Below are 24,708 nucleotides of genomic sequence, written 5' to 3'. Positions count from 1 at the left end.
TTCAGGCGCTGGTGGCGGAAGAAGCCAGCTGCGGCTGCAGCGGCTGGAACTGGCGGGTGTCCACGCGTGCCTTGTCGAAATCGAACCACGGGTCCGGTTCGCCGTCCAGCGCGAACTGCAGCTCGGCCCACAGCGCCTTGCGGCCCTCGTGGTCGTCGAGGATCTTCTTCTTCACGTAATCCAGGCCCACGCGGCTGACGTAATGCACGGTGCGTTCCAGGTACCAGCCTTCCTTGCGGTAGAGCTGCATGAAGGCGCCGGTGTATTCCAGCACCTCTTCGGCCGTCTTCAGCTTGGTGAAGAAGTGGGCGACCTCGGTCTTGATGCCGCCGTTGCCAGCCACGTACATCTCCCAGCCGGAGTCCACGCCGATGATGCCCACGTCCTTGATGCCGGCCTCGGCGCAGTTGCGCGGGCAGCCCGAGACGGCGAACTTGACCTTGTGCGGCGCATACATGCGCCACATCGCGCGCTCCAGGTCCTTGCCCATCTGGGTGCTGTCCTGCGTGCCCATGCGGCACCATTCCGAGCCGACGCAGGTCTTCACGGTGCGCAGCGCCTTGGCATAGGCATGGCCCGAGGGCATGCCAATGTCCTTCCAGACGTTGACCAGGTCTTCCTTCTTCACGCCCAGCAGGTCGATGCGCTGGCCGCCGGTGACCTTCACGGTGGGGATCTTGTACTTGTCCACCGCGTCGGCAATGCGGCGCAGCTCGTCGGCGGTGGTCTCGCCGCCCCACATGCGCGGGATGACGGAGTAGGTGCCGTCCTTCTGGATGTTGGCGTGCGAGCGCTCGTTGATGAAGCGGCTCTGCGGGTCGTCCCTGGCCTCCTTGGGCCAGGAGGAAATGAGGTAGTAGTTCAGCGCCGGGCGGCAACTGGCGCAGCCGTTGGGCGTCTTCCAGCCCAGGTGCTGCATGAGCTGCGGGATGCTGGTCAGGTGGTCCTTGAAGATGGCATCGCGCACTTCCTGGTGGCTGTGGTCGGTGCAGCCGCACATGGCCTTCTTCTTCGGCGTGGCCGAATAGTCGCCACCGGCGGTGAACATGATCAGCTGCTCGACCAGGCCGGTGCAGGAGCCGCACGAAGCGCTGGCCTTGGTGTGCTTGCGCACCTCTTCCAGCGTGAACAGGCCCTTGTCCTTGATGGCCTTGCAGATGGCGCCCTTGTTGACGCCGTTGCAGCCGCAGACCTCGTCGCTGTCGGCCATGGCCGCGGCCTTGTTGTGGCCTTCGTGGCCCGTGTCGCCGATGTTGCTTTCGCCGAACATCAGGCGGTCGCGGATGTCGGCCACCGAGCGGCCTTCGCGCAGCAGCTTGAAGTACCAGCTGCCGTCCACCGTGTCGCCATACAGGCAGGCGCCGACCAGCTTGTCGTCCTTGATCACCAGCTTCTTGTAGATGCCGCCGCCCGGCGCGGTCGGGTCGGACAGCAGGATTTCCTCGCAACCTTCGCCGCCCATGAAGTCGCCGGCCGAGAACAGGTCGATGCCGGTGACCTTGAGCTTGGTGCTGGTCTGCGAGCCGGTGTAGCGGCCGATGCCGAAGTGCGCCAGGTGCGTGGCGCAGACCTTGCCCTGCTCGAACAGCGGCGCCACCAGGCCGTAGGCAATGCCGCGGTGCGCGGCGCATTCGCCAACCGAGTAGATGCGCGCGTCGGTCACGGTCTGCATGGTGTCGGTGACGACGATGCCGCGCTGGCAGTGCAGGCCGATCTTCTCGGCCAGCGTGGTGTTCGGGCGGATGCCGGCGGCCATCACCACCAGGTCGGCCGGGATCTCGCGGCCGTCCTTGAACTGCACCGCACGAACTCGACCTTCGTCGTTGCCCAGCAGCGCCGCGGTGTGGGCGCCCAGCTCGAACTTCAGGCCCCGGTCGGCCAGCGACTTCTCCAGCAGCTTGCCGGCCACGGTGTCCAGCTGGCGCTCCATCAGCCAACTGCTGATGTGCACCACGGTGACCGACATGCCGCGCAGCATCAGCCCGTTGGCCGCCTCCAGTCCGAGCAGGCCGCCGCCGATGACGACCGCATGCTTGTGCGTCCTGGCCGTCTCGATCATCGTGTTGGTGTCGGCAATGTCGCGGTAGGCGATCACGCCGATCAGGTCCTTGCCCGGCACCGGCAGGATGAACGGGTTCGAGCCGGTGGTGATCAGCAGCCGGTCGTATTCGGCGACCGTGCCGTCGGCCGCGGTGACCACGCGGCGCGCGCGGTCCACGTCGACCACCGTCTTGCCCAGGTGCAGCGTGATGCCGTGTTCCTCGTACCAGCTCAGCGGGTTGAGGATGATCTCGTCGATTGTCTGTTCACCCGCCAACACCGGCGACAGCAGGATGCGGTTGTAGTTCGGATGCGGCTCGGCACCGAAAACGGTGATGTCGTACATGTCCGGGGCGATCTTCAGCAGCTCTTCCAGCGTGCGCACGCCGGCCATGCCGTTGCCTATCATCACGAGCTTCATCTTTTTCATGGCGGAGTCCTTGAGGGCGGGGCGTTGAATCGGTAGGAGAGAGGACGGAAACGGTATTCGGGTGCTCAGCACCGGCCGGTGAGGCCGTTGACAATCCCGGCATGAGCTTTGAAGTTGACATCGGCTGTTGCAGCGAGCGTGGCGCCCGCCCGCTGAACGAGGATTTCGCCGGTGCCGTGCGCGCCCAGCCGCACGAGGCGGCGCGCGGGCTGATCGCCGCGGTGGCAGATGGCGTGTCCGCCGGCGGCCTGGGCCGCGAGGCCGCGCAGACCACAGTGATGGGCCTGCTGTCGGACTTCTTCGCCGCGCCCGCGACCTGGGAAACCAGCGTCGTGCTGGACCGGCTGGTCAGCGCACAGAACGCCTGGCTGGCCGGCCACAACCGGCGCCGCAATGGCCGCGGCAGCGAAGAAACTGCGCTGACCACGCTGACCGCGCTGGCGTTGCACGGCCAGACCTGGACGCTGGCCCATGTGGGCGACACGCGGGCCTGGCTGCTGCGCCGCGGCAGCGAGGTCGAAGGCGCGCCCGAAGCCGGCGAGCTGACCCAGCTCAGCCACGACCATGCCTTCGACCACCCGGACCAGCGCAGCCGGCTGACCCGCGCCGTGGGACTGGACGACGCGGTGCGCATCGACTTCGCGCAGGGCGACGTGCACATGGGCGACTGCTTCCTGCTGACCAGTGACGGTGTGCATGGTGTCCTCAAGCCGGCGCGCATTGCCGCGCTGCTGGGCCTGGCTGTGGACGCCGACGCGCAGACCGCGGCCGATGCGATGGTGCAGGCCGCGCGCGACGCCGGCAGCCGCGACAACCTGACCGCGCTGGTGCTGCGTGTCACCGGGCTGGACGCGCGCCAGCTGCACGACGAGTGGGCCGATGCCAAGCGCCTGCCCGTGCCCGGTGTGCTGCAGGTGGGCGATGGGCTGGACGGTTACCAGGTCACCGCCCGCGTGGCAGACACCGGCGTGCACCTGATCTACCAGGCGCGTGACCGGCAGGGCCGGCTGGTGGCGCTGAAGACGCTGCACCCCAGCCGCGCCAGCGACCCGGAAGAGCGCGCGATGCTGGCCCACGAGGCCTGGCTGGGCCAGCGCGTCAGCGACCGGGGCGAACCGGGTTTTGTGCGCGTGTTGCCGCGCGGTGCCGACGCCAGCGCGCTCTACACCGTCTTCGAGTGGCACAGCGGTCGCACGCTGGCCCAGCGCATGGAGGCTGGACAGCGGCCTGGCGTGAGCGAGCTGCTCGCCGCCGCGCAGGCCTGGGCCGAGATCCTGTCGCGGCTGCACCGCCAGGGCGTGATCCACCGCGACGTGAAGCCCGGCAACCTGCACCTGGGCGACGACGGCCAGTGGCGGCTGCTGGACCTGGGCGTGGCCGTCAGCGGCCGCGAAAGCGCCGCGCAGCGCGAGCTGCATGCCGGCACGCCCAGCTACATGAACCCCGAGCAGTGGCAGGGCGGTGTGGCCGATGCCGGCAGCGACCTGTTTGCGCTGGGCGTGACGCTGTACCAATGGCTCACCGGCCGCCTGCCCTACGGGGAGGTCGAGCCCTGGCAGACCGGCGGCTACCGGCGCGACCCGCAGCCCGCAAGCCGCCTGCGACCCGACGTACCGATCTGGCTGGACCACCTGCTGGCCAAGGCCGTGGCGCGCGACGCCGCGCAGCGCTTCGAGACCGCCGACGAGCTGCTGCTGGCCTTGCAGCGCGGTGCTGCGCGCCCGGTCAGCGCACCGGCTGCCACGCCGCTGATGCAGCGCGATCCGGCGGCACTGCTCAAGCTGGCGCTGGGCCTGTCGCTGCTGCTGAACTTCCTGCTGGTGTTCTGGCTTTTGTTCTTGCCCAGATGAGGCGCGCGCCACGGCGCTGCAAGCTTGCACGGCGTTGCGACGGACAGAGCTGAGGGCGGTCATGATGCGCGAGCGGTGAGGGCCATCAGCCGACGCGGCGCAAGCCGGGCTTGCTGGCCACGGCCGGAGACGACTCGGCATGCACCCGGGCGCGACCACCTTTCTCCGCCCAGGTGCGGGTCCAGCGCAGCTGCATCTTGCGCATCACCGCCAGCATCAGCAGCGAGAACACCGCCAGCACCACGAAACCGATGAAGAAGCTGCCGGTCTGCTGCTTGACCTGGCCCATCAGCGCCGGCACCGTGCCGCCGCCCAGCGCGCCGATCTCGCCGATCATCGAGCCGGCCACCGCGGTGGACGTTGGCCAGCGCAGCGGCACCAGCTGGAACAGCGCGCCATTGCCGGCGCCCAAAGCGGCGAAGCAGACGATCAGCAGCAGCGTGGTCAGCACGATGGAGCTGGACGACAGGCCCACGCCGACCAGCGCAAACGCCGTCACCACCAGCACCACCGTCAGCGTGTTGACGCCACCCCAATGGTCGGAGATCCAGCCGCCGAAGATGCGCACCACCGAGCCCATCAGCGCCGCCAGCATCGTCAGCTGTCCCGCCTGCACCTTGCTCACGCCGAACTGGTCGTAATAGTAGGTGGGCAGGAAGGTGGTGATGCCGATGAAGCCGCCGAAGGTCACGACGTAGATCAGGCTGAAGACCCAGCCGTCCTTTTCCAACAGGCAGGCCAGGTGAGCGCGCAGGTTGGCGTGCTCGTCGCGGTCCGGCGGCTCCTTGGCCAGGAAGGCCACCACCGCCATCGGCACCAGCGAGGCCAGCGCGGCCAGGCCATACACGGTCTGCCAGCCGAACTTCTGCGCAAGCGGCGGGGCGGCCAGGGCAGCGATGGCCGTGCCCACGTTGCCGGCGCCCACCAGACCCATCGCCAGGCCCTTGTAGCGCGGCGGGAACCAGCCCGAGCCCAGCGACATCGCCACGCCGAAGCTGGCGCCGGCCACGCCCAGCAGCAGCGCCATCTTCAGCATGTCGTTGTAGCTGTGCACGAAGAAGTAGCCGAAGGACATCGCGCCGGCGATCAGGACCAGCTCGACCAGGGTGGCGGTCTTCCTGCCCACGTACTGGGCCAACAGGCCCAGCGGGAAGCGCATCAGCGCGCCGGCCATGATGGGAATGGCCAGCATGGTGCCCTTCTGGGCCGCCGTGAGGTGGAACTCCTCGCTGATGAACGGCGCCATGGCGCCGTTCACCACCCAGATGACGAAGGAGAACGTCAGGTAGAAGAACGCGGCGAACAGCGTGGGCGCATGGCCTGCGCGCAGGAAGCTCTTGAAGCTGGACATGGCGTTGGGGCTGGCTGGTGGGTTGAAGGGCTGGCGGTGGACGAAATGAGCGGGACAGCGGGGCAGCGGGGCTTCGGGCCCGGTGTCACGGGCCTGTCGGCGGTTCAGGCGGAGGTCGCCAGCGAACGGCGGTCAGGGCCCGGCGATGGCGGCGGAAAGAGAGGGTGCGGGGCCGGCGCGGCGGGGCGCTCGGAAGCAGCTGGCAGGGCCAGTGCGGGAAGGATGCGGTGCGCGGTGTTGAGCGTGGCCCATGGCGCCGCATGGGCGCAGCGCGGGGCAGGCAACAGCGCAGACTGGCTAAACGGCAGAACCGCAGTGCCATGCGGAACGGCATGGCCCGGCTCACCGGCCTGGTGCACTTGAATCGGCGATGCGTCGTTACACCGCTTGTGGGCGTTTCTCATGCAAGTGCCGTGCCCATTGCGGCACCTCTTGCGAAGCGCTGCCAATTTGTGCCGAATCGGCGCCAACACACACCGCCCTCGCGGACCCGCCGAAGGGCGTGAAAGAATTGCCGTCATGACCGCTCCCACCCTCGTGATCCGCGCTGTTTCGGCAGGCTCGGCATCGCATGCCGCAGACGCCGCGTCGGCCTTGCCGAACGGCTGGCGCCAGGCCTTGCGGGATGCTGGCGCGGCGCCGATTGACGTGGCTGAAAGCCCCGATTGGGTGCCGCAACTCGGTGCGGGTGCACCAAGCTCGGCACCCGCGCACGTGCTGGCACTGATGTCGGCGCAAGCCCTGCGGGACGCCTTGGATGCCCATGTCGCGCCCCTGCCATGTCCGCTGACCTTGCTGGGCACGCCGCCAGCGCCGGCCCTGCTCGCCGAGCTGCTGGCCCAAGGCCTGAACGGCTGGTGGCCGGCCGAACTGGACGCGGCAAGTGCCGCAGCCGCGCTGGCGCTGGACCGTGCGCGCTGGCAACGCGAGTGCGCCTTGCACGAGGAACTGCAGCGCGCCCGCGGCCAGCTCGATGAGCGCAAGTGGGTGGACCGCGCCAAGGGCGTGCTGATGAGCGCGCGTGGCATGGGCGAGGACGAGGCCTTCCGGCTGCTGCGCGGCGCGGCCATGCATGCCAATTTGCGCGTGGGCGAGGTCTCGCGCTCGGTCACCGAGGCGGCGCGCTGGGCCGAGGCCATCAACCGCGCCGGCCAGCTGCGCATGCTGTCGCAGCGGCTGGTGAAGCTGGCGGCGCAGCGGCTGGCAGGCGTGGACGCGCGGCGCTCGCGGGCGCTGCAGGACGCATCGGCCGAGCGGGCGATGGAGAACCTGCTGCACCTGGCCAGCCTGCCTGCACTGGCCGGGCCGCCGGTGGACGCTGGGCTGCAGGCGGTGCAGCTGAGCTGGGGCAGGTTGCAGCAGGCCCTTTCGGTTCGGCTCTCTCCCGCCGTGCTGCAGCACGCCGACGCCTGTGCCGACGCGCTGCTGGCCGCCGCCGAGGCGCTGGCTGCGCAGCTCGAAGCCGGCGGCGCCCGCAGCGCGCTGCACATCGTCAACCTCTGCGGCCGCCAGCGCATGCGGGTGCAGCGGCTGGCCAAGGATGCCTTGCTGGCCGAGCTGCTGGCCGAGCCGGCGCGGCTGGACACGCTGACCCCGCTGATGGACGGCTTCGAGGCCACGCTGCGCGAGCTGGAGCAGGCGCCGCTGAGCAGCCCGGAGATCCGCGAGGCGCTGGTGCAGGCGCGTGACGAATGGCTGCGTCTGCTGCGCGGCCTGCGTGGCCCCGGCAGTGCCGAGGGCCGCAGCGCGTTGGCGCGATCGAGTGAAGCCTTGCTGGACATCTTCGATCGCCTGACCGCCAGTTATGAACGCAGCCTGCAGGTGATCATGGGCTGATCACGCGGCCAGCTTCTCGACATGGGCATGGCGCGTGTAGAGGAAGTCGATCACCGCCTTGCGGGCATGCACATAGGTCGGGTCTTCGGCCAGCGCCACGCGGTCGCGCGGGCGGTCCAGCGTGACCGGCAGGATCTCGCCAATGGTGGCCGACGGGCCGTTGGTCATCATCACGATGCGGTCCGACAGCAGCACCGCCTCGTCCACGTCGTGCGTGACCATCACCACGGTGCTCTTGGTGCGGGCCACGATCTTCAGCAGCTCGTCCTGCAGCTTGGCGCGCGTGAGTGCGTCCAGCGCGCCGAACGGCTCGTCCATCAGCAGCACCTTGGGTTCCATCGCCAGCGCACGGGCAATGCCCACGCGCTGCTTCATGCCGCCGGAGATCTCGTGTGGCCGCTTGTGCGTGGCGTGCGCCATGCCCACCAGTTCCAGCGCCGCGTCGGTGCGAAGCTTCAGCTTGGCCTTGGGCTCGGCGCCGCCGAAAACCCGTTCCACCGCGAGGTAGACGTTTTCGAAACAGGTCAGCCACGGCAGCAGCGAATGGTTCTGGAACACGACGGCGCGCTCCGGGCCGGGCGCGTTGATCTCCTTGCCGTCGCAGATCAGCACGCCTTGCGTGGCCTTCAGCAGGCCGGCGATCAGGTTCAGCAGCGTGGACTTGCCGCAGCCCGAGTGGCCGATCAAGGTGACGAACTCACCCTTGTGGATCGCCAGGTCGATGTCGCGCAGCGCCTGGAACGGGCCCTTGCGCGTCTGGAACGTGACTTCGGCGGACTGGACTTCGATGAACGGTTTCATGATCGTGATCCTTCGGGTTCAGTCGTATGAAAAGCGCTTGGCAAGCAGCATCAGGAACTGTTCGAGCAGCAAACCCACGATGCCGATCACGAAGATCGCGATGATGATGTGCTGCACGTTCAGGTTGTTCCACTCGTCCCAGACCCAGAAGCCGATGCCCACGCCGCCGGTCAGCATCTCGGCCGCGACGATCACCAGCCAGGCCGTGCCCACCGACAGGCGCACGCCGGTCAGCATGTAGGGCAGCACCGAGGGGAACAGGATCCTGGTGATGACCTTCCATTCGGACAGGTTCAGCACCTTGGCCACATTGAGGTAGTCCTGCGGCACGCGCTGCACGCCGACTGCCGTGTTGACCACCATCGGCCAGATCGAGCAGATGAAGATGGTCCAGATCGCCGCCGGGTTGGCGCTCTTGAAGACCAGCAGGCCGATGGGCAGCCAGGCCAGCGGTGAGACGGGCTTGAGCAGGCTGATCAGCGGCGAGACCATGCGGTTGATGAACTCGAAGCGGCCGATGATGAAGCCCAGCGGAATGCCCACCGCGGCTGCCAGCCCGAAGCCCACGGCCACGCGCTCCAGCGAGAACAGGATGTTCCAGCCAATGCCCTGATCGTTCGGCCCCTTGCGGTAGAACGGGTCGGCGAACAGCTGCACGGCCGAATCCCAGGTCTGCAGCGGCGTCGGGAAGGTGGTCGACTTGATGGTCAGCAGCGCCCAGATGCCGATCATCAACCCGAGGCCCAGCACCGGCGGCAGCACCCGCAGCCAGACGGCCCGCCAGTCGATGGACAGGCGTTGTCGCCGCGGTGCCGGGTGGCCGGGGAGGGTGGCGGGCGCTGCCTTGGCGGCGGCGTCAGTCGGCGCGACCGGTGCGGTCGCACTGCTGCTCAGAGGGCTGTGGAAAACGGCACTGACCATGGTGATCTCCTGGGGTGCGGGTGGAGCGGGCGGGGGCTGGCGGCGCGGGACGGGCTCAGGCGCGCACGGCGAAGCTGTCGGCGTACTTCTTCGGGTCCTTGCCATCCCAGACCACGCCGTCCATCAGCTTGGAACTGCGCAGCGGGTCCTTGGGCACGCTGATGTTCAGCGCCGAGGCGGCCTGCTTGTAGAGCTCGATCTGGTTGATCTGCTTGGCGGTGGCCAGGTAGTCCGGGTGCTCCTTCAGCAGGCCCCAGCGCTTGTGCTGGGTCAGGAACCACATGCCGTCGGACAGGTACGGGAAGTTCACCGCGCCGTCGCTGAAGAATTTCATGTAGTTCGGGTCGTCCCAGGTCTTGCCCAGGCCGTTCTGGTAGCGGCCGAGGATGCGCTGGTTGATCGCGTCCACGCTGGTGTTGACGTAGGACTTGTCGGCAATGGTGTCGGCCATCTTGTTCTTGTTGGACAGGCTGGCATCGATCCAGCGGCTGGCCTCCAGCACCGCCATGACCACGGCGCGCGCGGTATTGGGGTACTTCTTGACGAAATCCGCCGTGGTGCCCAGCACCTTCTCCGGATGGTCCTTCCAGATGTCCTGCGTGGTGTTGGCGGTGACGCCGATGCCGTCGATGATGGCGCGGTGGTTCCACGGCTCGCCCACGCAGAAGCCGTCCATGTTGCCCACGCGCATGTTGGCCACCATCTGCGGCGGCGGCACGGTGATGACCTTGGCGTCTTTCATCGGGTTGATGCCCGCCGAGGCCAGCCAGTAGTACAGCCACATCGCGTGGGTGCCGGTGGGGAAGGTCTGCGCAAAGGTGTATTCGCGCTTGTCCTTGGCCATCACCTTGGCCAGGCTGGGGCCGTCCACCGCGCCGGCGTCGGCCAGCTTCTTGGACAGGCTGATGGCCTGGCCGTTGTTGTTCAGCGTCATCAGCACGGCCATGTCCTTCTTCGGGCCGGTTTCGCCCAGGTGCACGCCGTAGACCAGGCCGTAGAGCACGTGGGCCATGTCCAGTTCGCCGTTGACCAGCTTGTCGCGCACGCCGGCCCAGCTGGCTTCCTTGCTGGGGATGATCTTCACGCCGTACTTCTTGTCGAAGCCCAGCACCGAGGCCATCACGATGCTGGCGCAGTCGGTCAGCGGAATGAAGCCGATCTTCACTTCCTCCTTCTCCGGCTTGTCCGAACCCGCGGCCCAGGCGCCGCCCGGCAGGCTGCCGGCCCCCACGCCCATGGCGCCAATGGCGGCAGCCGAGGCGGCCTGCAGCACCTTGCGGCGCGACAGCTCGGGCTGGGCGGCTTCCAGGCTGTGGTGGTTCAGCAGCGGGTGTTCGGGGCGGGGTTCCGGGGTGCGCTCGGCGGGGTACATGCGGGCAATTCCTTCAGCAGGCGGACAACAGGCAGAACAGATGGTGAAACCGACAGGCGAAAAAAAAGCGCCCGACGACAGGGCTGCTAAGCCATGCCGGTCGGACGCCTTTGTCCAGGAAACCTAGCCCCTGTTGGCTTCGGTCCTCTCGGTTTCTACAACTTGATCATTGCCACTCGTCGTTGAGCGGCGCATGTCTACATGCAAGCGATGTGCCAGCCAGGCTTCAGGTCGTCTTGCCCGGTGAGCGAAGCCCTGCACACAGGTACCTTTTGAATTCCGCACCAAGAACGGCGGCCCAGCAGCGTGCGCTGCACCAATTGCCTGCACCAAAGCCGAGCAAATCGGCGGGCCGGTTCTCAAGGAAACGCCGGGCCGCCCCAAGTTTCCTTGACCCCCTCGGGGGGCCTGGCGCGAAGCGACAGGTCTGGGGGTGCTCAGGAAAACAGGTCGGCCAGCTCCAGCAGCCGGCGCGAGATCTCGGCAATCGTCTGGCCCTGGTTCATCGCCGTCTTGCGCAGGCGCGCGTAGGCCTGCGGTTCCTCCAGGCCATGGCGCTGCATCAGCAAGGCCTTGGCGCGGTTGACGATCTCGCGCTCGGCCAGCTGGCCCTTGGCGGCTGCCAGCTCGGTGCGCAGCTGCTGCTCGTGCTCGAAGCGGGCGATGGCCACGTCGATCACCGGCCGCACGCGCTCGGGCGCCAGCCCGGCCACCACGTAGGCCACCACGCCGGCCGCCAGCGCCTCGCGCACATGCGTCGGGTCATGCTCCTCGGTGAACAGCACGATGGGCCGCGGCGCGTCGCGGCTGGCCCAGACCACGTGCTCGATCGCATCGCGCGCGCCGGATTCGGCGTCGACGATCAGCACATCCGGCGCCAGCGCGGCGAGTTTCTCGGGCAGGTGTGCATCGGCGCCCAGCAGCCCGGCAATGCGGTAGCCGCCCAGCTCCAGCCCGCGGATCAGCGCGCGCAGGCGCAGGGCTTCGTCCCAACCTTCCTCATCGGCGAGGTCCGGGATGCTGGTGGCCATCGTGATGACGGCCAGACGGAGTTCGGGCTTGCCCACGCTGTTGCAGCATGCAAGGAATGCACCTGTGCGGTGACAAGACGGGAAGGCCATGCCGCCTAACATGTCACGATGAGTCCTGATTTCCCCACGCTCCAGACGCCGCGCCTGCGGCTGCGAGAGTTGCAGCCGGCCGATGCCCCGGCCTTTTTCGAGATCCACCGCAATGCCGATGCGATGCGTTGGTTTGGCACCGATCCGCTGACCGAGCTGGCCGAGGCCGAGCAGGTCATCGAGGGTTTTCGCACCAGCCGCGAGGCCAGGCAGCCCGGCATCCGCTGGGGCCTGCAGCAGTTGTCTGACGACCAGTTGCTCGGCAGCTGCGGCCTGTTCCGCTGGAACCGCGGCTGGCGCAGCTGCGGCCTGGGCTACGAGCTGGCACCTGCCGCGCAAGGCCAGGGCCTGATGCGCGAGGCGCTGCAGGCGGTGCTGGGCTGGGGCTTCGAGCACTGGGCGCTGAACCGCGTCGAGGCGCAGGTGCACCCGGCCAACCAGGCCTCGCTGGGCCTGTTGCTGCGCCTGGGCTTCCAGCGCGAAGGGCGCATGCGCCAGGCCGGCTTCTGGCAGGGTGCGCACCGCGACCTGCTGCTGTTCAGCCTGCTGCGCGAGGACTGGGACGCCAAGCTGGGTGCAAGGCTCGCGGGCTGACCGCGCCTTCCGGGTAGAAGCAGGCCCTCCTTACAATATGAGGATGTCCCGACCCGACGAATTCATCCTCACGCTGGCCTGCCGCGACACCAAGGGCATCGTGCACAACGTGTCCGGCCTGCTGTACCAGGCCGGCTGCAACATCCTCGATTCCCAGCAGTTCGGCGATGTGTCGGGCGAAGACGCCACCGGCCTGTTCTTCATGCGCGTGCATTTCGAGGCGCCCGCCCAACTGGCCGACGTGGCCACGCTGGAGCGCCTGTTCGCCCATGTGCGCGAGCAGTTCGGCATGGACGCCCGCATTGACGCGGTGGACCGCAAGCCGCGCGTGCTGCTGATGGTCAGCCAGCACGGCCACTGCCTGAACGACCTGCTGTTCCGCTGGAAAAGCGGCCAGCTGCCGGTGGACATCCCGGCCATCGTCTCCAACCACACCACCTTCGAATCTCTGGCCGCGAGCTACGGCCTGCCGTTCCACCACCTGCCGCTGGTCGGCGGCTCGGATCCGGCGACCAAGCGCGCGCAGGAGCAGCGCATCGAGGCGCTGATCGAAGCCGAGCAGGTCGACCTGGTGGTGCTGGCGCGCTACATGCAGATCCTCTCGCCCGAGTTCTGCGAGCGGCTGCGGGGCAGGGCGATCAACATCCACCACAGCTTCCTGCCCAGCTTCAAGGGCGCGAAGCCGTATTTCCAGGCCCACGCGCGCGGCGTCAAGCTGATCGGCGCGACGGCGCACTATGTGACGCCGGACCTGGACGAAGGCCCCATCATCGAGCAGGACGTGGCCCGCGTGGACCACTCGTTGTCGGCCGAGGACCTGACCGCCGTCGGCCGCGACGTCGAATGCGTGGTGCTGGCACGCGCGGTGCGCTGGCACGTCGAGCGCCGGGTGCTGATCAACGGCCACAAGACCGTGGTGTTCCGCTAAGCCGGGCGCCGCCAGCTCACAGGAGACGACCCAATGCCCACCAAAGCCCAGGCAGCCGCCTTGCTGGCCTCGCCGGACGAGGTCGAGAACCAGTTCTACGAAGCCTTGCGCGAGGCCGACCTGGCCAAGCTGATGGCCGTCTGGGCCGAGGAGGAAGAGGTCATCTGCGTGCATCCGGGCGGACCGCGCATGGTCGGCGCCGCGGCGGTGCGGGCGGCCTTCGAGGCCTTGTTCAGCAACGGCCCCATCGTCGTACAACCGGAAAACGTGCGGCGCGTGCACACCCTCTCGGCCGCGGTGCACAGCGTCAACGAACGGCTGGAGCTGGTGACCGCCGAAGGCAAGCGCACCGGCTGGGTCAGCGCGACCAACGTCTTCATCAAGACCACGCTGGGCTGGCGCCTGGTGGCCCACCACGCCAGCCCAGGCACGCCGCACGAGCCTGTGGAGGTCATCGAAACCCCGGCGGTGCTGCACTGAGTGGACGGGACGGAGCGGGTCTGACCATGCAGGCCTTCCACGCGCCGCGCTGGCTGCCTGGTGGACATCTGCAGACCATCTGGCCGGCGCTCTACGCCAGGCCCGTGCTCGGCCCGCCGCCGCGCTTCACGCGCGAGCGCTGGGCCACGCCGGACGGCGACTTTGTCGACGTGGACCTGTGCGCCGCACCCGACCCGCAGGCGCCCTGGCTGGTGCTGTTCCACGGCCTGGAAGGCTCGTCTTCCAGCACCTATGCCCAGGCCTTTGCCGAAGTGGCTGCCGAGCGCGGCTGGTCCTACGCGGTGCCGCATTTCCGTGGCTGCTCCGGCGAGCTGAACCTGGCGCCGCGGGCCTACCATTCGGGGGACTTCGAGGAGATCGGCTGGATCCTCGGCCGGCTGCGCGAGCGGGCTGAGCGGCCGTTGCTGGCGGTGGGCGTGTCGCTGGGCGGGAACGCGCTGCTGCGCTGGGCCGGCGAGGTCGGCCATGCGGCGCGTCCTGTGGCCAGCGCGCTGGCGGCGGTCTGCTCGCCGCTGGACCTGACGGCTTCCGGCCACGCCATCGGCAAAGGTTTCAACCGGCAGGTCTACACCCGCATGTTCCTGCGCAGCATGAAGCCCAAGGCGCTGGCCAAGCTGCGCCAGCACCCGGGCCTGTTCGACCGCCAGCGCATGCTGGCCGCGCGCGACCTGTACGAGTTCGACAACCTGTTCACCGCGCCGCTGCACGGTTTTCGCGACACCGACGACTACTGGCGCCGCGCCTCGGCCAAGCCGCACCTGCCAGCCATCCGCGTGCCCACGCTGGCGCTGAACGCGCGCAACGACCCGTTTGTGCCGGCACACAGCTTGCCGCAGGCCAGGGACACCGGGGCCATGGTCACGCTGTGGCAGCCCGGCCATGGCGGCCACGTCGGCTTCCCGTCCGGGCGCTTTCCTGGCCACCTGCAGACCATGCCACGCGCGGTGGCCGGCTGGCTGGGCCAGCACCTGGCGTCGGTCGACACGCCAAAGGAGCCCGAACATGGATGACATCGTGCGCGCCGCACTGGCCAAGTGGCCTAACGTGCCGCATTGCTACAACTGGCTGGCGCTGGACGCGCGCGGCGACTGGTACATGCGCGACGACCGCTGCCAGGCGGCGGGCCCGTTCCCGCACCCCAAGGGCAGCCGCATCCTGCACGACAAGCTGCGCGAGTTCATCGCCCGCAACTACGAGGCCGACGAACACGGCTGCTGGTTCTTCCAGAACGGCCCGCAGCGGGTCTACGTGGAACTGGAGGCTGCACCCTGGGTCTGGCGCCTGCAGCGCGGCGACGATGGCGCGCTGCGCGTGCAGTCGCACACCGGCCTGGCGGCCAGCGCTTCGGCCTGCTGGCTGGACGAGGCCGGCCGGCTCTACCTGGCAACCGACATCGGCCTGGGCCTGGTGCACAGCCTGGACATGGACCTGGCCGCCGAAGAAGTCGAAGCCGGCCGCTGGCAGCCGCAGGACAGCAGCGCCGAGGCGCTGGCCGCGCAGTTCGGCTATGTGCGCAGCCCCGCGGCGGCCCAGCCGGCGCACGCTGCCTGAGGCGAACCGGGCGGGCAGCAAAAAGCCGCCTCGCGGGCGGCTTCTCGCAGGGGGCCGAGCGCCTTATTGGCTGGCGGCACCGGCGGCTGCCGGGGCTGCGGCACCGCTGGCAGCATCGGCCGGCGGCTTCGGCTCGTCGAACTTCGCGCCACCCTTGTTGGCCATGTAGACCACCGCACGCGCGATCTCGTAGTCGGAAGCATCGCCGCCACCTTGTGGCGGCATGCTGCCCTTGCCCTTCAGCGCAGACTGCCACAGCGCCTCGAAGCCGGTCTTGATGCGAGGGCCCCAGGCGGCCTCGTCGCCGAACTTCGGCGCCCCCAGCGCACCGCTGGCATGGCAGGCCGAGCACTGGCCCTGGAACACCTGCTCGCCGGTACGGGCCGACGCGGCACCTGCCGCGCGAACCTCCACCGAGCCGACCGGCAGGATGCGCGCCGCGACCGCTTCCGGCGCCAGCGCGTCGGTGCCTGCCGCTTCCTTGTTGCCGAAGGCAACGAAGTTGATCAGCATGATGATCACCAGGATGGGCACCAGGAAGGAGGCGACAACTGTCACCACAAGCTGCTTGGGCGTCTTGATCGGCCCTTCATGTGGCCCGTCATGCGCGCTGTCGTGCGGGGCGCCGTGTGCTTCAACGTGAGCGTCGCTCATGAGGTCCTCGTCTCGCTTGGTGTTTGATCTATCGCAATCCCGCGGCGTTCAGCATCGCTGAAACCCCAGGCCGACGGCCAGTGCACGGGCGCCCTGGCCGCTCAAGCGTGCGAGTATAGCCAGCGGGTCCACCGGGACGGGGCGGGGTATGCACCCCGTGCGCCGCCCCCGTCACCTGCGCTAGACATGGATCAAGTCCGCCACCGCGCTGGCGTGCGGCCGGCCTTGCAGGGAGAGAGCAGCCGTCGCAGCCCTGCTAGAATCCGCGTTCCTCTCCGTGGCGCCCGTAGCTCAATGGATAGAGTACTGGCCTCCGAAGCCAGGGGTTGCTGGTTCGATCCCAGCCGGGCGCACCACCAGTGAAGCATCACTGGGGAATCACCGAGGAAGCGCCGAATTTCGAAGCCCAGCCTGTGAAGGCACGCTCGAACTTGTGGTCAAACTGTTGCCCGATCTGCCGGCCCGAATGCGTAGCAAGCCACGCTGCGAATGCAGTCACGGGTGGCGATGCTGGATTTCGGCTGCCCCCACCAGATCTTTACCCACGCTGACGTTGGCGCATGAAAGTCCACAGTGCGTGGCTTTTAGCATCGTGGGTTTGATGTTGCCTTTCGCGTGCCATGAGACCCCTGCCCTTACCGCTTCCGACGTGCTTGCGCGCCGGGCTTCGCGGGCAAACCGGTTGAAGCTGGACCTTCGTGCCGCACCGGCAGGGCGACGTGCCATTGCTGTCGGGGTGGTGGTATTCGTTCACGGGGCGCTCGTGTTCACGGGCTGGCAAACAAAGCTGATATTGCCGCGCGCGGATGAATCGCCCGTCGTCACTTGGATGCACCTGCTGCCTGACCCGGTGCTGCGCAGCGTGCGCCGGCAGGCAGAGCGCAGCGTGGTGCCTGCGCCACCGGTGCCGCGAAGCTTCACCGTGCCTTCGCCAGGCCCTGGCGCCGCGGTCGAGCCGGCGCCCGTCGGATCGACCGGGCCGATCACCGAGTCCCAGGTGGGTTCGCCGCGGGCCGCGGCCTTGCCAGGGCATGTCGGCCTGGATGGCGCGGAGGTCGGTGTGCCTGTGCCGGCGTCCAGTGCCGCGCCGGGTGCGCTGGTGCTCACGCCCGGCCGCGAGGTGCTGCGCGAATCCTTCGCCAATCCCGGTGTGCTGGACCCGCGCAGCAATACGCCGGTGCCGACTTTCGAGGAGCGCATTGCGATGGGCATGGACCCGGAGCTGTGCCTCAAGGTCGAGCGTCTGCCCGACGGCACGACCCGCCGCTCGATGGCGCGCCGCGTCGAAGTGCCTTCGGCGATGCAGGCAACGCATGGCGTCAGGACGGCGCCGGTGAGGGTGTGCCCGTAGTCCACCGAGCCCGATGCTTGGGCGGGGCTCGCCGCGCGAAGCCCAATCCGGGACGTCCTGGTCTAGCCTATCTGGAAGATGTGCGCGGCCGTGAAATCGCGGATCGTTCGAGAGTGCTGACCGCGCCCGATGCGGGCGCGTCAGGTCATTTCACAGTCGAATCCCGGAATCACGATGAAACTCCCCGACACCCTGCTCACACCCGACAACTGCGCACTGGTCCTGATCGACCACCAGGCCGGCCTGGCCTTTGGCGCTCAGTCGATGGACCGGCAAGTGCTGTTGAACAACACGATGGCCCTGGTTCGGACGGCCCTGGCCTTTGACCTGCCCATCATCGTCAGCACCTCGGCGACCAAGGTCTACAGCGGGCCGCTGCTTCCTGCGCTGCGGGCCCTGCTGCCCGAGCATCCGGTCCTGGATCGGCGGAACATGAACGTCTGGGAGGACGACGCGGTACGGGAAGCGATCCTGAAGTCTGGCCGGAAGAACCTGCTGTTCTCCGGCATGCTCACCGAAGCGTGCATTTCGCTGCCTGTGCTGTGTGTCCAGCAGGAAGGCTTGAACGCCTACGTGGTAGCCGACACCTGTGCCGGCCTGACCGACACCGGGCACGAGATGGCCCTACGGCGGATGGCGCAGGCCGGCGCCCGCATGACCAGCTGGCTGCAGGTGCTGCTGGAGTTGCAGCGGGACTGGACGCGGCGCGGCACCTACGACGCAGCGCGAGCCATCGTCGAGGGCAATGGTGGCGGCTACGGGATCGGACTCAACTACGCGCGTGACATGCTGCCCAAGCCGTGAACCCTGTCGTGCCGCCCGCGCGCATGGCTGCGGGTTCCGGGTCGACGAGGTGCCCCGCATTCTCGGCAAGGGCGCCGAGGCCCCGCAGACCATTGCCGTCATCGTGGGCTCCTTTCGTCCGCCGCCTCAGCGCATCAGCACCAGTTCCTCGGCCATGCTCGGGTGCAGCGCCACGGTGTCGTCGAAGTCCTGCTTGGTCAGGCCGGCTTTCACGGCCACGGCGGCGGCCTGCAGGATCTCCGGTGCGTCCGGGCCGATCATGTGCAGGCCAACGACCTTGTCGGTCGCGGCGTCCACCACCATCTTGTACAGCGCGCGTTCGTGGCGGTTGGCCAGCACGTTTTTCATCGCGCGGAAGTCCGAGGTGTAGACCTTGATGTCGCCGTAGCGCTTGCGCGCCTGCGCTTCTGTCAGGCCCACGCCGGCCATCGGCGGTGCGCTGAACACGGCGGACGGGATGCAGCTGTGGTCCACCGTGCGCGGCTTGCCGCCGAAGACGGTGTCGGCAAAGGCCTGGCCTTCGCGGATGGCCACTGGCGTCAGTTGCACCCGGTTGGTCACGTCGCCCACCGCATAAATGCTCTCCACGCTGGAGCGGCTGTATTCGTCCACCTTGACGGCTCCCTGGTCGTCCAGCGCTACGCCGGCCTCGGTCAGTCCCAGCCCTTCGGTGTTGGGCTTGCGGCCGATGGCGAACAGCAGCGCGTCGCAGGCCAGCGGGTCTTCGCCGGTGATGTGCAGGCGCAGGCTGCCGTCGCCGATCTTCTCGACGCGCGCCAGCTCGGCGTTGAAGCGGAACTGGATGCCCTTGGCCAGGCTGATCTGCTGCAGCCGGTCGCGGATGGATTCGTCGTAGCCGCGCAGGATCTGCGAGGTGCGGTTGACCAGCGTGACCTGCACGCCAAACGCATGGAAGATGCTGGCGAATTCGTTGGCGATGTAGCCGCCGCCGGCAATCACCAGTCGCCGCGGCAACTGCTCGATGTGGAATACCTCGTTGGAGGTGATGCCCAGTTGCGCGCCTTCGATGGCCGGCAGCACCGGCGAGGCGCCGGTCGCCACCAGGATGACCTTGGCCGTGACCCGCCGGCCGCTGGCCAGCAACACCTCGTGTGGGCCGGTCACGGTGGCGCGTTCGCTCAGCACGGTGACTTGGTGGCTGTCCAGCGTCTGCCGGTACAGGCCGCTCAGGCGCGCCACCTCGGCCTGCACGTTGTCGCGCAGCGCGGGCCAGTCGAAGCCGCATTCGGGCACGTCCCAGCCGAAGCGGCGCGCGTCCTGCAGGTCTTCGGCGAAATGCGCGCCGTAGACCAGCAGCTTCTTGGGCACGCAGCCGCGGATCACGCAGGTGCCGCCCACCCGGAACTCCTCGGTGACCGCCACCTTGGCGCCATGTCCGGCCGCCACGCGCGCGGCCCGCACGCCGCCCGAGCCGGCGCCTATGACGAACAAGTCGTGGTCGAAGCTGTTGCCCATGTCGAATCCCGTGGCCAGTGGCAGAAGTGGAGAAGCTTGGGCGAGCTTAAGCGCTCAGTCGCATGCTGCAGCGCCCGCCATCAAAAATGGAGTCTGACCCCATTTATTCGAAAATGGAGTCTGACCCCATTTATTCGGCCATCGTCTTCGGCGGCGGCTCAGGGGTGGGGGCTGGGCATCATGGCCCGGGCGATGGCGGTTTCCAGGGTCTCCAGCCCGAAGGGCTTGACCAGCCTGTGGGCGGTGACCGGGGACTGGCCGATGGCGAGTTCGGCGAAGCCGCTGGCGAGGATGGCGGGCAGGGCGGGGAATTCGCGGCGGGCGATGGCGATCAGCTCGGCGCCTGTGACCTGGGGCATCGCGTGGTCGGTCAGCAGTAGCTGGACACCGGGCTCGCTGCGCAGCAGCTGCAGCGCCTCGCTGGCCGAGGCGGCGCCAAGCGCGCGGTGGCCGAGTTCTTCCAGCATTGCTAGCGTGCTGCTGAGCACCAGCTCGTCGTCGTCCACCACCAGGATCTGCAGACCCTGGCCGGTCGGCGTGACCTGCTCGGCGCCTGCCTTGGGCAAGGCGCTGGCTGCGCTGGCTGCGGGCAGCCACAGCTCTGCCGTGGTGCCCACGCCGGGCTGGCTGCGCAGCACGAAGCGGCCACCCAGCTGCAAGGCCAGGCCTTCGATCATCGACAGGCCCAGCCCGGTGCCCTTGCCCGGGCCCTTGGTGGTGAAAAACGGCTCGGTGGCGCGTGCCAGTGTGGCCTCGTCCATGCCCTGGCCGGTGTCGCGCAAGCTGATGCAGACGTAGGCGCCCGCGGGCAGGGGTTGGCTGGCCGCGCCCGGCATGGGCTTGATCACGCTCGGCTGGACGCTGATGGTCAGGCTGCCGCCATCGGGCATCGCGTCCCGCGCGTTCACGGCCAGGTTCAGCAGCGCCAGCTCCAGTTGGCTTTCGTCGACCTGCACGTGCAGCGGCGCCTGCCCGGTGGGCAGCTGCAAGCGCACCGAAGGGCCCAGCGACTGGCGCAGCAGCTCGCGCATGCCCAGCACCAGTGCCAGCGCGTCCACCGTCACCGGGTTCAGCTCCTGGCGGCGGGCGAAGGCCAGCATGCGCTGGGTCAGCGAGGCGCCACGCCTGGCCGCGCTCAAGGCGGTGCTGACCAGCGATTGCAGCCTGGCGTCGTCACCGGTGCGGCGGCGGATCAGTTCCATGCTGCTGACGATGACCATCAGCAGGTTGTTGAAGTCGTGCGCCACGCCCCCCGTCAGCTGGCCGATGGCCTCGACCTTTTGCGCCTGCAGCAGGGACTCGCGGGCGCGCTCCAGTGCCTGCTGGGTTTCGCGCCGCTCGGTCAGGTCGCGGGTGACTTTCGCAAAGCCCAGCAACTGGCCCTGCGCGTCGCGGATCGAATCCACCACCACGTGGGCCCAGAAGCGCGTGCCGTCCTTGCGCTGGCGCCAGCCTTCGCCTTCGAAGCGGCCTTCGCGTGCCGCGGTGTCCAGGGTCCGCGCCGGCAGGCCGTTCTGCCGGTCTTCGTCCACATAGAAGCGTGAGAAATGCGAGCCCAGGATCTCGCCCTCGGCATAGCCCTTGAAACGCTGCGCGCCGGCATTCCAGCTCGACACATGGCCGGTCGCGTCCAGCAGGTAGATCGCATAGTCGGTCACGGCCTCGACCAGCAGCCGGTACCGTTGTTCGACCGACATGGCGGGCAGGGGGCTGGCGGGATGGTCCATCGGTGTCACCTCTGGCCGGCCGCGGAAGCAGGCTGCTTCCGGCCGGGCCAGAGGCGATGATAGCCATCGCCGCCGGTCTCACTGCCCCAGTTTCAGCGCGAAGCGGTTGGTGAAGCCCCAGGTGCCGGCCTGGCCGTAGCTGTTGCAGACCGGCGAGGCCCAGCCGGGTGCGCAATCCACGTCCCGGTCCAGTGACCAGAAGTGCACGCCGGCCAGCTTGTTGGCCAGCGCGAAGTTGGCGACGGTGTCCACGTCGGCCAGCGTGAAGGTCTCGTCCTGGGTGTCGTTGCCGCCGATCATCGGCGTGATCTCGATCTGGCTGTACGGCACGCCCCAGTAGCTGTGCAGGCTGGTGGCCGCGGCCACGGCCGACTTGCCCATGTCGCACAAGCCGTTGCTGCCGATCACGCAGTTGTTGGCATTGGTGCTGCCGTAGTCCATGGTCATCAGGTTGACGATGTACTTGCTCAGCCCGGCGGCCTTGATCGCGTTCATCGTGCGCACACCGGCGTCGCCCAGGCTTTGCGCCGTGTTGCTGCCGCCCAGCGTGGCCAGCGTGAAGCTGAAGCGCAGTGTCGGGTGCTTGGCCTGCGCGGTCTTCACACGCGCCACCAGGTTGTTGATCACCTCCTGGCTCTGGCCGGCCTCGATGTCGAAGTCCACGCCCTGGAAGCTGCTGGAGGCGTAGGTGGCGAGGAATTTCTCGAAGCCGGCGTCAGAGCCGCAGCTGAAGCTGCCGGCCGCGCCGCCGGTCGAGATGATGTACTTGCGGCCTGCCGCGACCCACTTCGAGACGTTCGCCGAGACCAGTGCCGCAGGTGTCACACCGGCCCAGTTCTCGGCCCCACATTCGCCGGTGGCAAACGCCCAGGTGGCCGAGTGCTGCCTGGCCGGCAGCACGCTGAGCACCGGCTGCAGCGAGCCGGTGACCTGGGTCGAGAGTTCGTTGGTGTTCCAGTTCAGGTTGACCGTGATGTCCTTGTACGAACCGAAGACCAGCGCGGTCGGCGCTGGCGCGTCGCAGGCCGTGGTCTTGGTCCACGGCTGGCCGCTGCCGGCGCTGCCGTTGTGCGTGGCCGGCTCCTGGTTCAGCGTCTGCGCCAGCGCCTGGTAGCCCACGGCGTTTTCGGTGACGAGTGCGTCCTTGGCATAGGTCACCGTGCCGCTCCAGGCCGCACAAGGTGCGGGGGCTGGCGGCGGAGGGGGCGGCGGGGGCGGCGTGCCGGTGCAACTGGCGATCTGCGTCCAGGGTTGGCCGCTGCCGGCGCCGCCGTTGTGCGTGGCCGGGTCGTCGCCCTGGGTCCACCAGTTGGCCTTGTACGAGCTGCCGTTGCGCGTGGCCGTGTCGCCCGCCACGTAGACGGTGCTGGCGGCCCAGGCCTGGCAGGCGGCGACGGCCTGCGCCGTGACGGGCTGCTTCAGTGGCGTGGCGGCCGAACTGCCCAGCGGCACGGTGGCGGCGACGACGGCCGACAGCGCGGCCAGCCAGTCCAGCCGGGCGCGCGCTGGGGTGAAAGCGGGAATCGACATGGCGGTGATCTCCTTGAAGAAGGCCCCGCCTGATGAGCAGATGGTGGATGAAAACAGCAATGAGGCAAGGGCGACGCGATGCTATTGGCATTCAATTGGTTCTACACATATAGGACCAGTAAGAGACCTGTTCAGGCGTAAGCGTGCGTTTCGACGGGGGCCATGACGCTTGCAGTGCCGTGGTGACCTGTTGCGACGTGCGATGTGTCACGCCGCCACGTCGTTTGATTTGACGAGGGTCAAGTTGCCGTCAGCTTCGGTGGTTTCGAGCCGAAACAAGACAGACCTCCGGCAGGGTGCCGGCCCATTTCGCAGTTCGAGCCGCCCATGAAAACCTTGTCCCTCACCACCCGCCTGCGCCTGATGGCGCTGCTGCTGACCCTGGCCATGCTGGGGCTGGCGGCGTACACCGCGCTGGCGTTCTACGAGTCGTCGATCGGCCAGCGCCTGAGCACCACGCGTGCGGTGGTCACGCAGGCGCTTGGCACGGTGCAGAAGTACCAGACCGAAGCCACCGCCGGCAAGATCAGCGAGGCCGAAGCGAAGGCCAAGGCCAAGGCCGAGCTGATGGCCATGCGCTACGAAGGCAAGGAATACGTCTTCATCACCGACGTCACGGCGCACATGGTCGCCCACCCGATCAAGCCGGAGATGGACGGCACTGACCAGACCAACACCAAGGACCCCAAGGGCAAGCAGCTGTTTGTCGAGATGGCGAACGTCGTGAAGGCCCAGGGCAGCGGCTACGTGGACTACCTGTGGCCGCGTGTCGGCAGCGACGAGCCGGTGCCCAAGCGCAGCTACGTGGCCGGCTTCACGCCCTGGGGCTGGGTGGTCGGCTCGGGTGTCTACATCGATGCGGTGCGCAATGACGCGCTGCGTTTTGCCGGCGTCACGTTGGCCATCAGCCTGGTGGTGTGCGCGCTGATCTTCGTCTTCATCCATCGCTTTGCCGGCAGCCTGCAGCGCCGCTTCCAGCAGGCCGAGACGGCGCTGAGCGCGATTGCCGCGGGCGACCTGACCGTGGACGTGCCGATCGGCCGGCTCGACGAGATCGGCCGCATGATGCAGACCCTGTGCAGCACCCGCGACCGCCTGGCCCAGGTCATGGCCCAGGTGCGGGACGCGACCGGCAATGTCGGCGCGGCCAGCGGCGAGATCGCGCTGGGCAACCAGGATTTGTCGACCCGCACCGAAGCCACCGCGGCCAACCTGCAGCGCACGGCCGGCTCGATGAGCCTGCTGACGACCACGGTCAACCGTTCCACCGAAGCGGCCGAACAGGCCAGCAGGGAAGCCGGCTCGGCCACCGAAGTGGCACAGCGCGGCGGCCAGGTGGTTTCCGAAGTGGTGACGACGATGCAAAACATCCAGGACAGCTCGAACCGCATCTCCGAGATCATCGGCACCATCGATGGCATTGCCTTCCAGACCAACATCCTGGCGCTGAACGCTGCGGTCGAAGCCGCCCGCGCTGGCGAGCAGGGCAAGGGCTTTGCGGTGGTGGCCAGCGAAGTGCGCTCGCTGGCGCAGCGCTCCGCCGCCGCGGCGCGCGAGATCAAGACCTTGATCGTGACCTCGGCCGAAAGGGTGGAGTGCGGCGCGCGCCTGGTGGGCAGCGCCGGCAGCACCATGTCCGAGATCGTTGGCCGGGTGCAGCGCGTGACCGAGATGATCAACGGCATCTCGGCCGCGTCCAACGAGCAGTCGCGCAGCCTCGGCGAGATCGCCGGCGCGGTGCAGCAGCTCGACGAGGTCACGCAGCAGAACGCCGCGCTGGTCGAAGAATCAGCCGCCGCCGCGCAGAGTTTGCGCGATCAATCCTTGCAACTCTCGGCCGCGGTCGGCCGCTTCCAGTTGCCCGCGTGAA

20 protein-coding genes and 1 tRNA gene are annotated in these 24,708 nt (G+C 68.3%); 11 read left to right on the top strand and 10 right to left on the bottom strand.

The window, feature by feature from the left end:
* Position 1: 1 nt before the first annotated feature.
* Positions 2-2,470 (bottom strand): nitrite reductase large subunit NirB, encoded by a 2,469-nt coding sequence (gene nirB / locus AC3WR5_RS20150; RefSeq protein ID WP_492486614.1) that lies wholly within the window; start codon positions 2,468-2,470, stop codon positions 2-4.
* A gap of 101 nt (positions 2,471-2,571) precedes the next feature.
* Here nirB and AC3WR5_RS20145 point away from each other — a divergent pair, with 101 nt between their 5' ends.
* Positions 2,572-4,320 (top strand): bifunctional protein-serine/threonine kinase/phosphatase, encoded by a 1,749-nt coding sequence (locus AC3WR5_RS20145; RefSeq protein ID WP_492486612.1) that lies wholly within the window; start codon positions 2,572-2,574, stop codon positions 4,318-4,320.
* Between the two features lie 85 nt (positions 4,321-4,405).
* Here AC3WR5_RS20145 and AC3WR5_RS20140 read toward each other — a convergent pair whose 3' ends face one another.
* On the bottom strand, positions 4,406-5,671 hold the full coding sequence (locus AC3WR5_RS20140; RefSeq protein WP_492486611.1) for an MFS transporter: 1,266 nt from the start codon (positions 5,669-5,671) through the stop codon (positions 4,406-4,408).
* Between the two features lie 519 nt (positions 5,672-6,190).
* On the opposite strand from AC3WR5_RS20140, the gene AC3WR5_RS20135 reads away from it, so the two are divergent.
* Positions 6,191-7,507 carry a type IV pili methyl-accepting chemotaxis transducer N-terminal domain-containing protein gene (locus tag AC3WR5_RS20135; protein WP_492486610.1) on the top strand — a complete coding sequence of 439 codons (1,317 nt, stop codon included), beginning with the start codon at positions 6,191-6,193 and terminating at the stop codon, positions 7,505-7,507.
* On the opposite strand, the gene AC3WR5_RS20130 is transcribed toward AC3WR5_RS20135, so the two are convergent.
* The 4 genes from AC3WR5_RS20130 to AC3WR5_RS20115 form a co-directional block, all read right to left on the bottom strand.
* Complete coding sequence (locus tag AC3WR5_RS20130) at positions 7,508-8,308, bottom strand: ABC transporter ATP-binding protein (protein ID WP_492486608.1); 801 nt, start codon at positions 8,306-8,308, stop codon at positions 7,508-7,510.
* A gap of 18 nt (positions 8,309-8,326) precedes the next feature.
* Positions 8,327-9,229, bottom strand: coding sequence for a nitrate ABC transporter permease (gene ntrB / locus AC3WR5_RS20125; protein WP_492486606.1), 903 nt, complete (start codon positions 9,227-9,229; stop codon positions 8,327-8,329).
* Between the two features lie 55 nt (positions 9,230-9,284).
* Entirely contained in the window at positions 9,285-10,601 is a 1,317-nt protein-coding gene (locus AC3WR5_RS20120; protein ID WP_141290080.1) for a CmpA/NrtA family ABC transporter substrate-binding protein, read from the bottom strand.
* A 437-nt stretch (positions 10,602-11,038) separates the two neighbouring features.
* The gene (locus tag AC3WR5_RS20115; RefSeq protein WP_492486604.1) at positions 11,039-11,632 is read right to left on the bottom strand and encodes an ANTAR domain-containing response regulator; all 594 of its coding nucleotides are present in this window, start codon (positions 11,630-11,632) and stop codon (positions 11,039-11,041) included.
* A gap of 108 nt (positions 11,633-11,740) precedes the next feature.
* On the opposite strand from AC3WR5_RS20115, the gene AC3WR5_RS20110 reads away from it, so the two are divergent.
* From AC3WR5_RS20110 to AC3WR5_RS20090, 5 genes are read left to right on the top strand one after another with little or no spacing between them, the layout of a single operon-like run.
* Positions 11,741-12,316, top strand: coding sequence for a GNAT family N-acetyltransferase (locus AC3WR5_RS20110; RefSeq protein WP_141290925.1), 576 nt, complete (start codon positions 11,741-11,743; stop codon positions 12,314-12,316).
* A gap of 43 nt (positions 12,317-12,359) precedes the next feature.
* Positions 12,360-13,244: a formyltetrahydrofolate deformylase gene (gene purU, locus AC3WR5_RS20105; RefSeq protein WP_492486602.1), complete on the top strand. Its 885-nt coding sequence runs from the start codon at positions 12,360-12,362 to the stop codon at positions 13,242-13,244.
* A 33-nt stretch (positions 13,245-13,277) separates the two neighbouring features.
* The gene (locus AC3WR5_RS20100; protein ID WP_141290927.1) at positions 13,278-13,724 is read left to right on the top strand and encodes a YybH family protein; all 447 of its coding nucleotides are present in this window, start codon (positions 13,278-13,280) and stop codon (positions 13,722-13,724) included.
* Positions 13,725-13,750: 26 nt separating this feature from the next.
* Positions 13,751-14,755, top strand: coding sequence for a YheT family hydrolase (locus AC3WR5_RS20095; RefSeq protein WP_492486600.1), 1,005 nt, complete (start codon positions 13,751-13,753; stop codon positions 14,753-14,755).
* Positions 14,748-15,296 (top strand): DUF2946 family protein, encoded by a 549-nt coding sequence (locus AC3WR5_RS20090; protein ID WP_492486598.1) that lies wholly within the window; start codon positions 14,748-14,750, stop codon positions 15,294-15,296. Before AC3WR5_RS20095 ends, AC3WR5_RS20090 begins: the two co-directional genes overlap by 8 nt.
* A gap of 63 nt (positions 15,297-15,359) precedes the next feature.
* On the opposite strand, the gene AC3WR5_RS20085 is transcribed toward AC3WR5_RS20090, so the two are convergent.
* Entirely contained in the window at positions 15,360-15,950 is a 591-nt protein-coding gene (locus AC3WR5_RS20085; protein ID WP_231009989.1) for a c-type cytochrome, read from the bottom strand.
* A gap of 280 nt (positions 15,951-16,230) precedes the next feature.
* On the opposite strand from AC3WR5_RS20085, the gene AC3WR5_RS20080 reads away from it, so the two are divergent.
* The 3 genes from AC3WR5_RS20080 (at position 16,231) to AC3WR5_RS20070 (ending at position 18,105) form a co-directional block, all read left to right on the top strand.
* Positions 16,231-16,306, top strand: a tRNA-Arg gene (locus tag AC3WR5_RS20080).
* Positions 16,307-16,779: 473 nt separating this feature from the next.
* Positions 16,780-17,301, top strand: coding sequence for a hypothetical protein (locus tag AC3WR5_RS20075; RefSeq protein WP_492486596.1), 522 nt, complete (start codon positions 16,780-16,782; stop codon positions 17,299-17,301).
* 174 nt (positions 17,302-17,475) lie between these two features.
* A complete protein-coding gene (locus AC3WR5_RS20070; RefSeq protein ID WP_492486594.1) occupies positions 17,476-18,105 on the top strand; it encodes an isochorismatase family protein in 630 nt (209 codons plus the stop codon).
* A gap of 126 nt (positions 18,106-18,231) precedes the next feature.
* Here the strand turns inward: AC3WR5_RS20070 and gorA are convergent, their stop codons facing one another.
* The 3 genes from gorA to AC3WR5_RS20055 all read right to left on the bottom strand — a co-directional run bounded on the left by gorA (position 18,232) and on the right by AC3WR5_RS20055 (position 22,838).
* Positions 18,232-19,581, bottom strand: a complete 1,350-nt coding sequence (gorA, locus tag AC3WR5_RS20065; protein ID WP_492486592.1) for a glutathione-disulfide reductase — start codon at positions 19,579-19,581, stop codon at positions 18,232-18,234.
* Between the two features lie 158 nt (positions 19,582-19,739).
* A complete protein-coding gene (locus AC3WR5_RS20060) occupies positions 19,740-21,308 on the bottom strand; it encodes a PAS domain-containing sensor histidine kinase (protein WP_492486590.1) in 1,569 nt (522 codons plus the stop codon).
* 78 nt (positions 21,309-21,386) lie between these two features.
* The gene (locus tag AC3WR5_RS20055; RefSeq protein WP_492486588.1) at positions 21,387-22,838 is read right to left on the bottom strand and encodes a carbohydrate-binding protein; all 1,452 of its coding nucleotides are present in this window, start codon (positions 22,836-22,838) and stop codon (positions 21,387-21,389) included.
* A 327-nt stretch (positions 22,839-23,165) separates the two neighbouring features.
* Between AC3WR5_RS20055 and AC3WR5_RS20050 the strand changes: the two genes are divergently transcribed.
* Positions 23,166-24,707, top strand: a complete 1,542-nt coding sequence (locus AC3WR5_RS20050) for a methyl-accepting chemotaxis protein (protein WP_141290945.1) — start codon at positions 23,166-23,168, stop codon at positions 24,705-24,707.
* Position 24,708 lies beyond the last annotated feature (1 nt).

It is taken from the genome of Ideonella sp. FW305-24 (genome assembly GCF_058788035.1).
Note: the sequence above shows the minus strand (reverse complement) of the source record. Positions and strands in the feature narration are given on the sequence as shown.

Excerpts from the sequence above, each read along its gene's own strand:
- nirB (WP_492486614.1), bottom strand. The coding sequence starts at position 2,470 with ATGAAAAAGATGAAGCTCGTGATGATAGGCAACGGCATGGCCGGCGTG.
- AC3WR5_RS20145 (WP_492486612.1), top strand. The coding sequence starts at position 2,572 with ATGAGCTTTGAAGTTGACATCGGCTGTTGCAGCGAGCGTGGCGCCCGC.
- AC3WR5_RS20140 (WP_492486611.1), bottom strand. The coding sequence starts at position 5,671 with ATGTCCAGCTTCAAGAGCTTCCTGCGCGCAGGCCATGCGCCCACGCTG.
- AC3WR5_RS20135 (WP_492486610.1), top strand. The coding sequence starts at position 6,191 with ATGACCGCTCCCACCCTCGTGATCCGCGCTGTTTCGGCAGGCTCGGCA.
- AC3WR5_RS20130 (WP_492486608.1), bottom strand. The coding sequence starts at position 8,308 with ATGAAACCGTTCATCGAAGTCCAGTCCGCCGAAGTCACGTTCCAGACG.
- ntrB (WP_492486606.1), bottom strand. The coding sequence starts at position 9,229 with ATGGTCAGTGCCGTTTTCCACAGCCCTCTGAGCAGCAGTGCGACCGCA.
- AC3WR5_RS20120 (WP_141290080.1), bottom strand. The coding sequence starts at position 10,601 with ATGTACCCCGCCGAGCGCACCCCGGAACCCCGCCCCGAACACCCGCTG.
- AC3WR5_RS20115 (WP_492486604.1), bottom strand. The coding sequence starts at position 11,632 with ATGGCCACCAGCATCCCGGACCTCGCCGATGAGGAAGGTTGGGACGAA.
- AC3WR5_RS20110 (WP_141290925.1), top strand. The coding sequence starts at position 11,741 with ATGAGTCCTGATTTCCCCACGCTCCAGACGCCGCGCCTGCGGCTGCGA.
- purU (WP_492486602.1), top strand. The coding sequence starts at position 12,360 with ATGTCCCGACCCGACGAATTCATCCTCACGCTGGCCTGCCGCGACACC.
- AC3WR5_RS20100 (WP_141290927.1), top strand. The coding sequence starts at position 13,278 with ATGCCCACCAAAGCCCAGGCAGCCGCCTTGCTGGCCTCGCCGGACGAG.
- AC3WR5_RS20095 (WP_492486600.1), top strand. The coding sequence starts at position 13,751 with ATGCAGGCCTTCCACGCGCCGCGCTGGCTGCCTGGTGGACATCTGCAG.
- AC3WR5_RS20090 (WP_492486598.1), top strand. The coding sequence starts at position 14,748 with ATGGATGACATCGTGCGCGCCGCACTGGCCAAGTGGCCTAACGTGCCG.
- AC3WR5_RS20085 (WP_231009989.1), bottom strand. The coding sequence starts at position 15,950 with ATGAGCGACGCTCACGTTGAAGCACACGGCGCCCCGCACGACAGCGCG.
- AC3WR5_RS20075 (WP_492486596.1), top strand. The coding sequence starts at position 16,780 with ATGCACCTGCTGCCTGACCCGGTGCTGCGCAGCGTGCGCCGGCAGGCA.
- AC3WR5_RS20070 (WP_492486594.1), top strand. The coding sequence starts at position 17,476 with ATGAAACTCCCCGACACCCTGCTCACACCCGACAACTGCGCACTGGTC.
- gorA (WP_492486592.1), bottom strand. The coding sequence starts at position 19,581 with ATGGGCAACAGCTTCGACCACGACTTGTTCGTCATAGGCGCCGGCTCG.
- AC3WR5_RS20060 (WP_492486590.1), bottom strand. The coding sequence starts at position 21,308 with ATGGACCATCCCGCCAGCCCCCTGCCCGCCATGTCGGTCGAACAACGG.
- AC3WR5_RS20055 (WP_492486588.1), bottom strand. The coding sequence starts at position 22,838 with ATGTCGATTCCCGCTTTCACCCCAGCGCGCGCCCGGCTGGACTGGCTG.
- AC3WR5_RS20050 (WP_141290945.1), top strand. The coding sequence starts at position 23,166 with ATGAAAACCTTGTCCCTCACCACCCGCCTGCGCCTGATGGCGCTGCTG.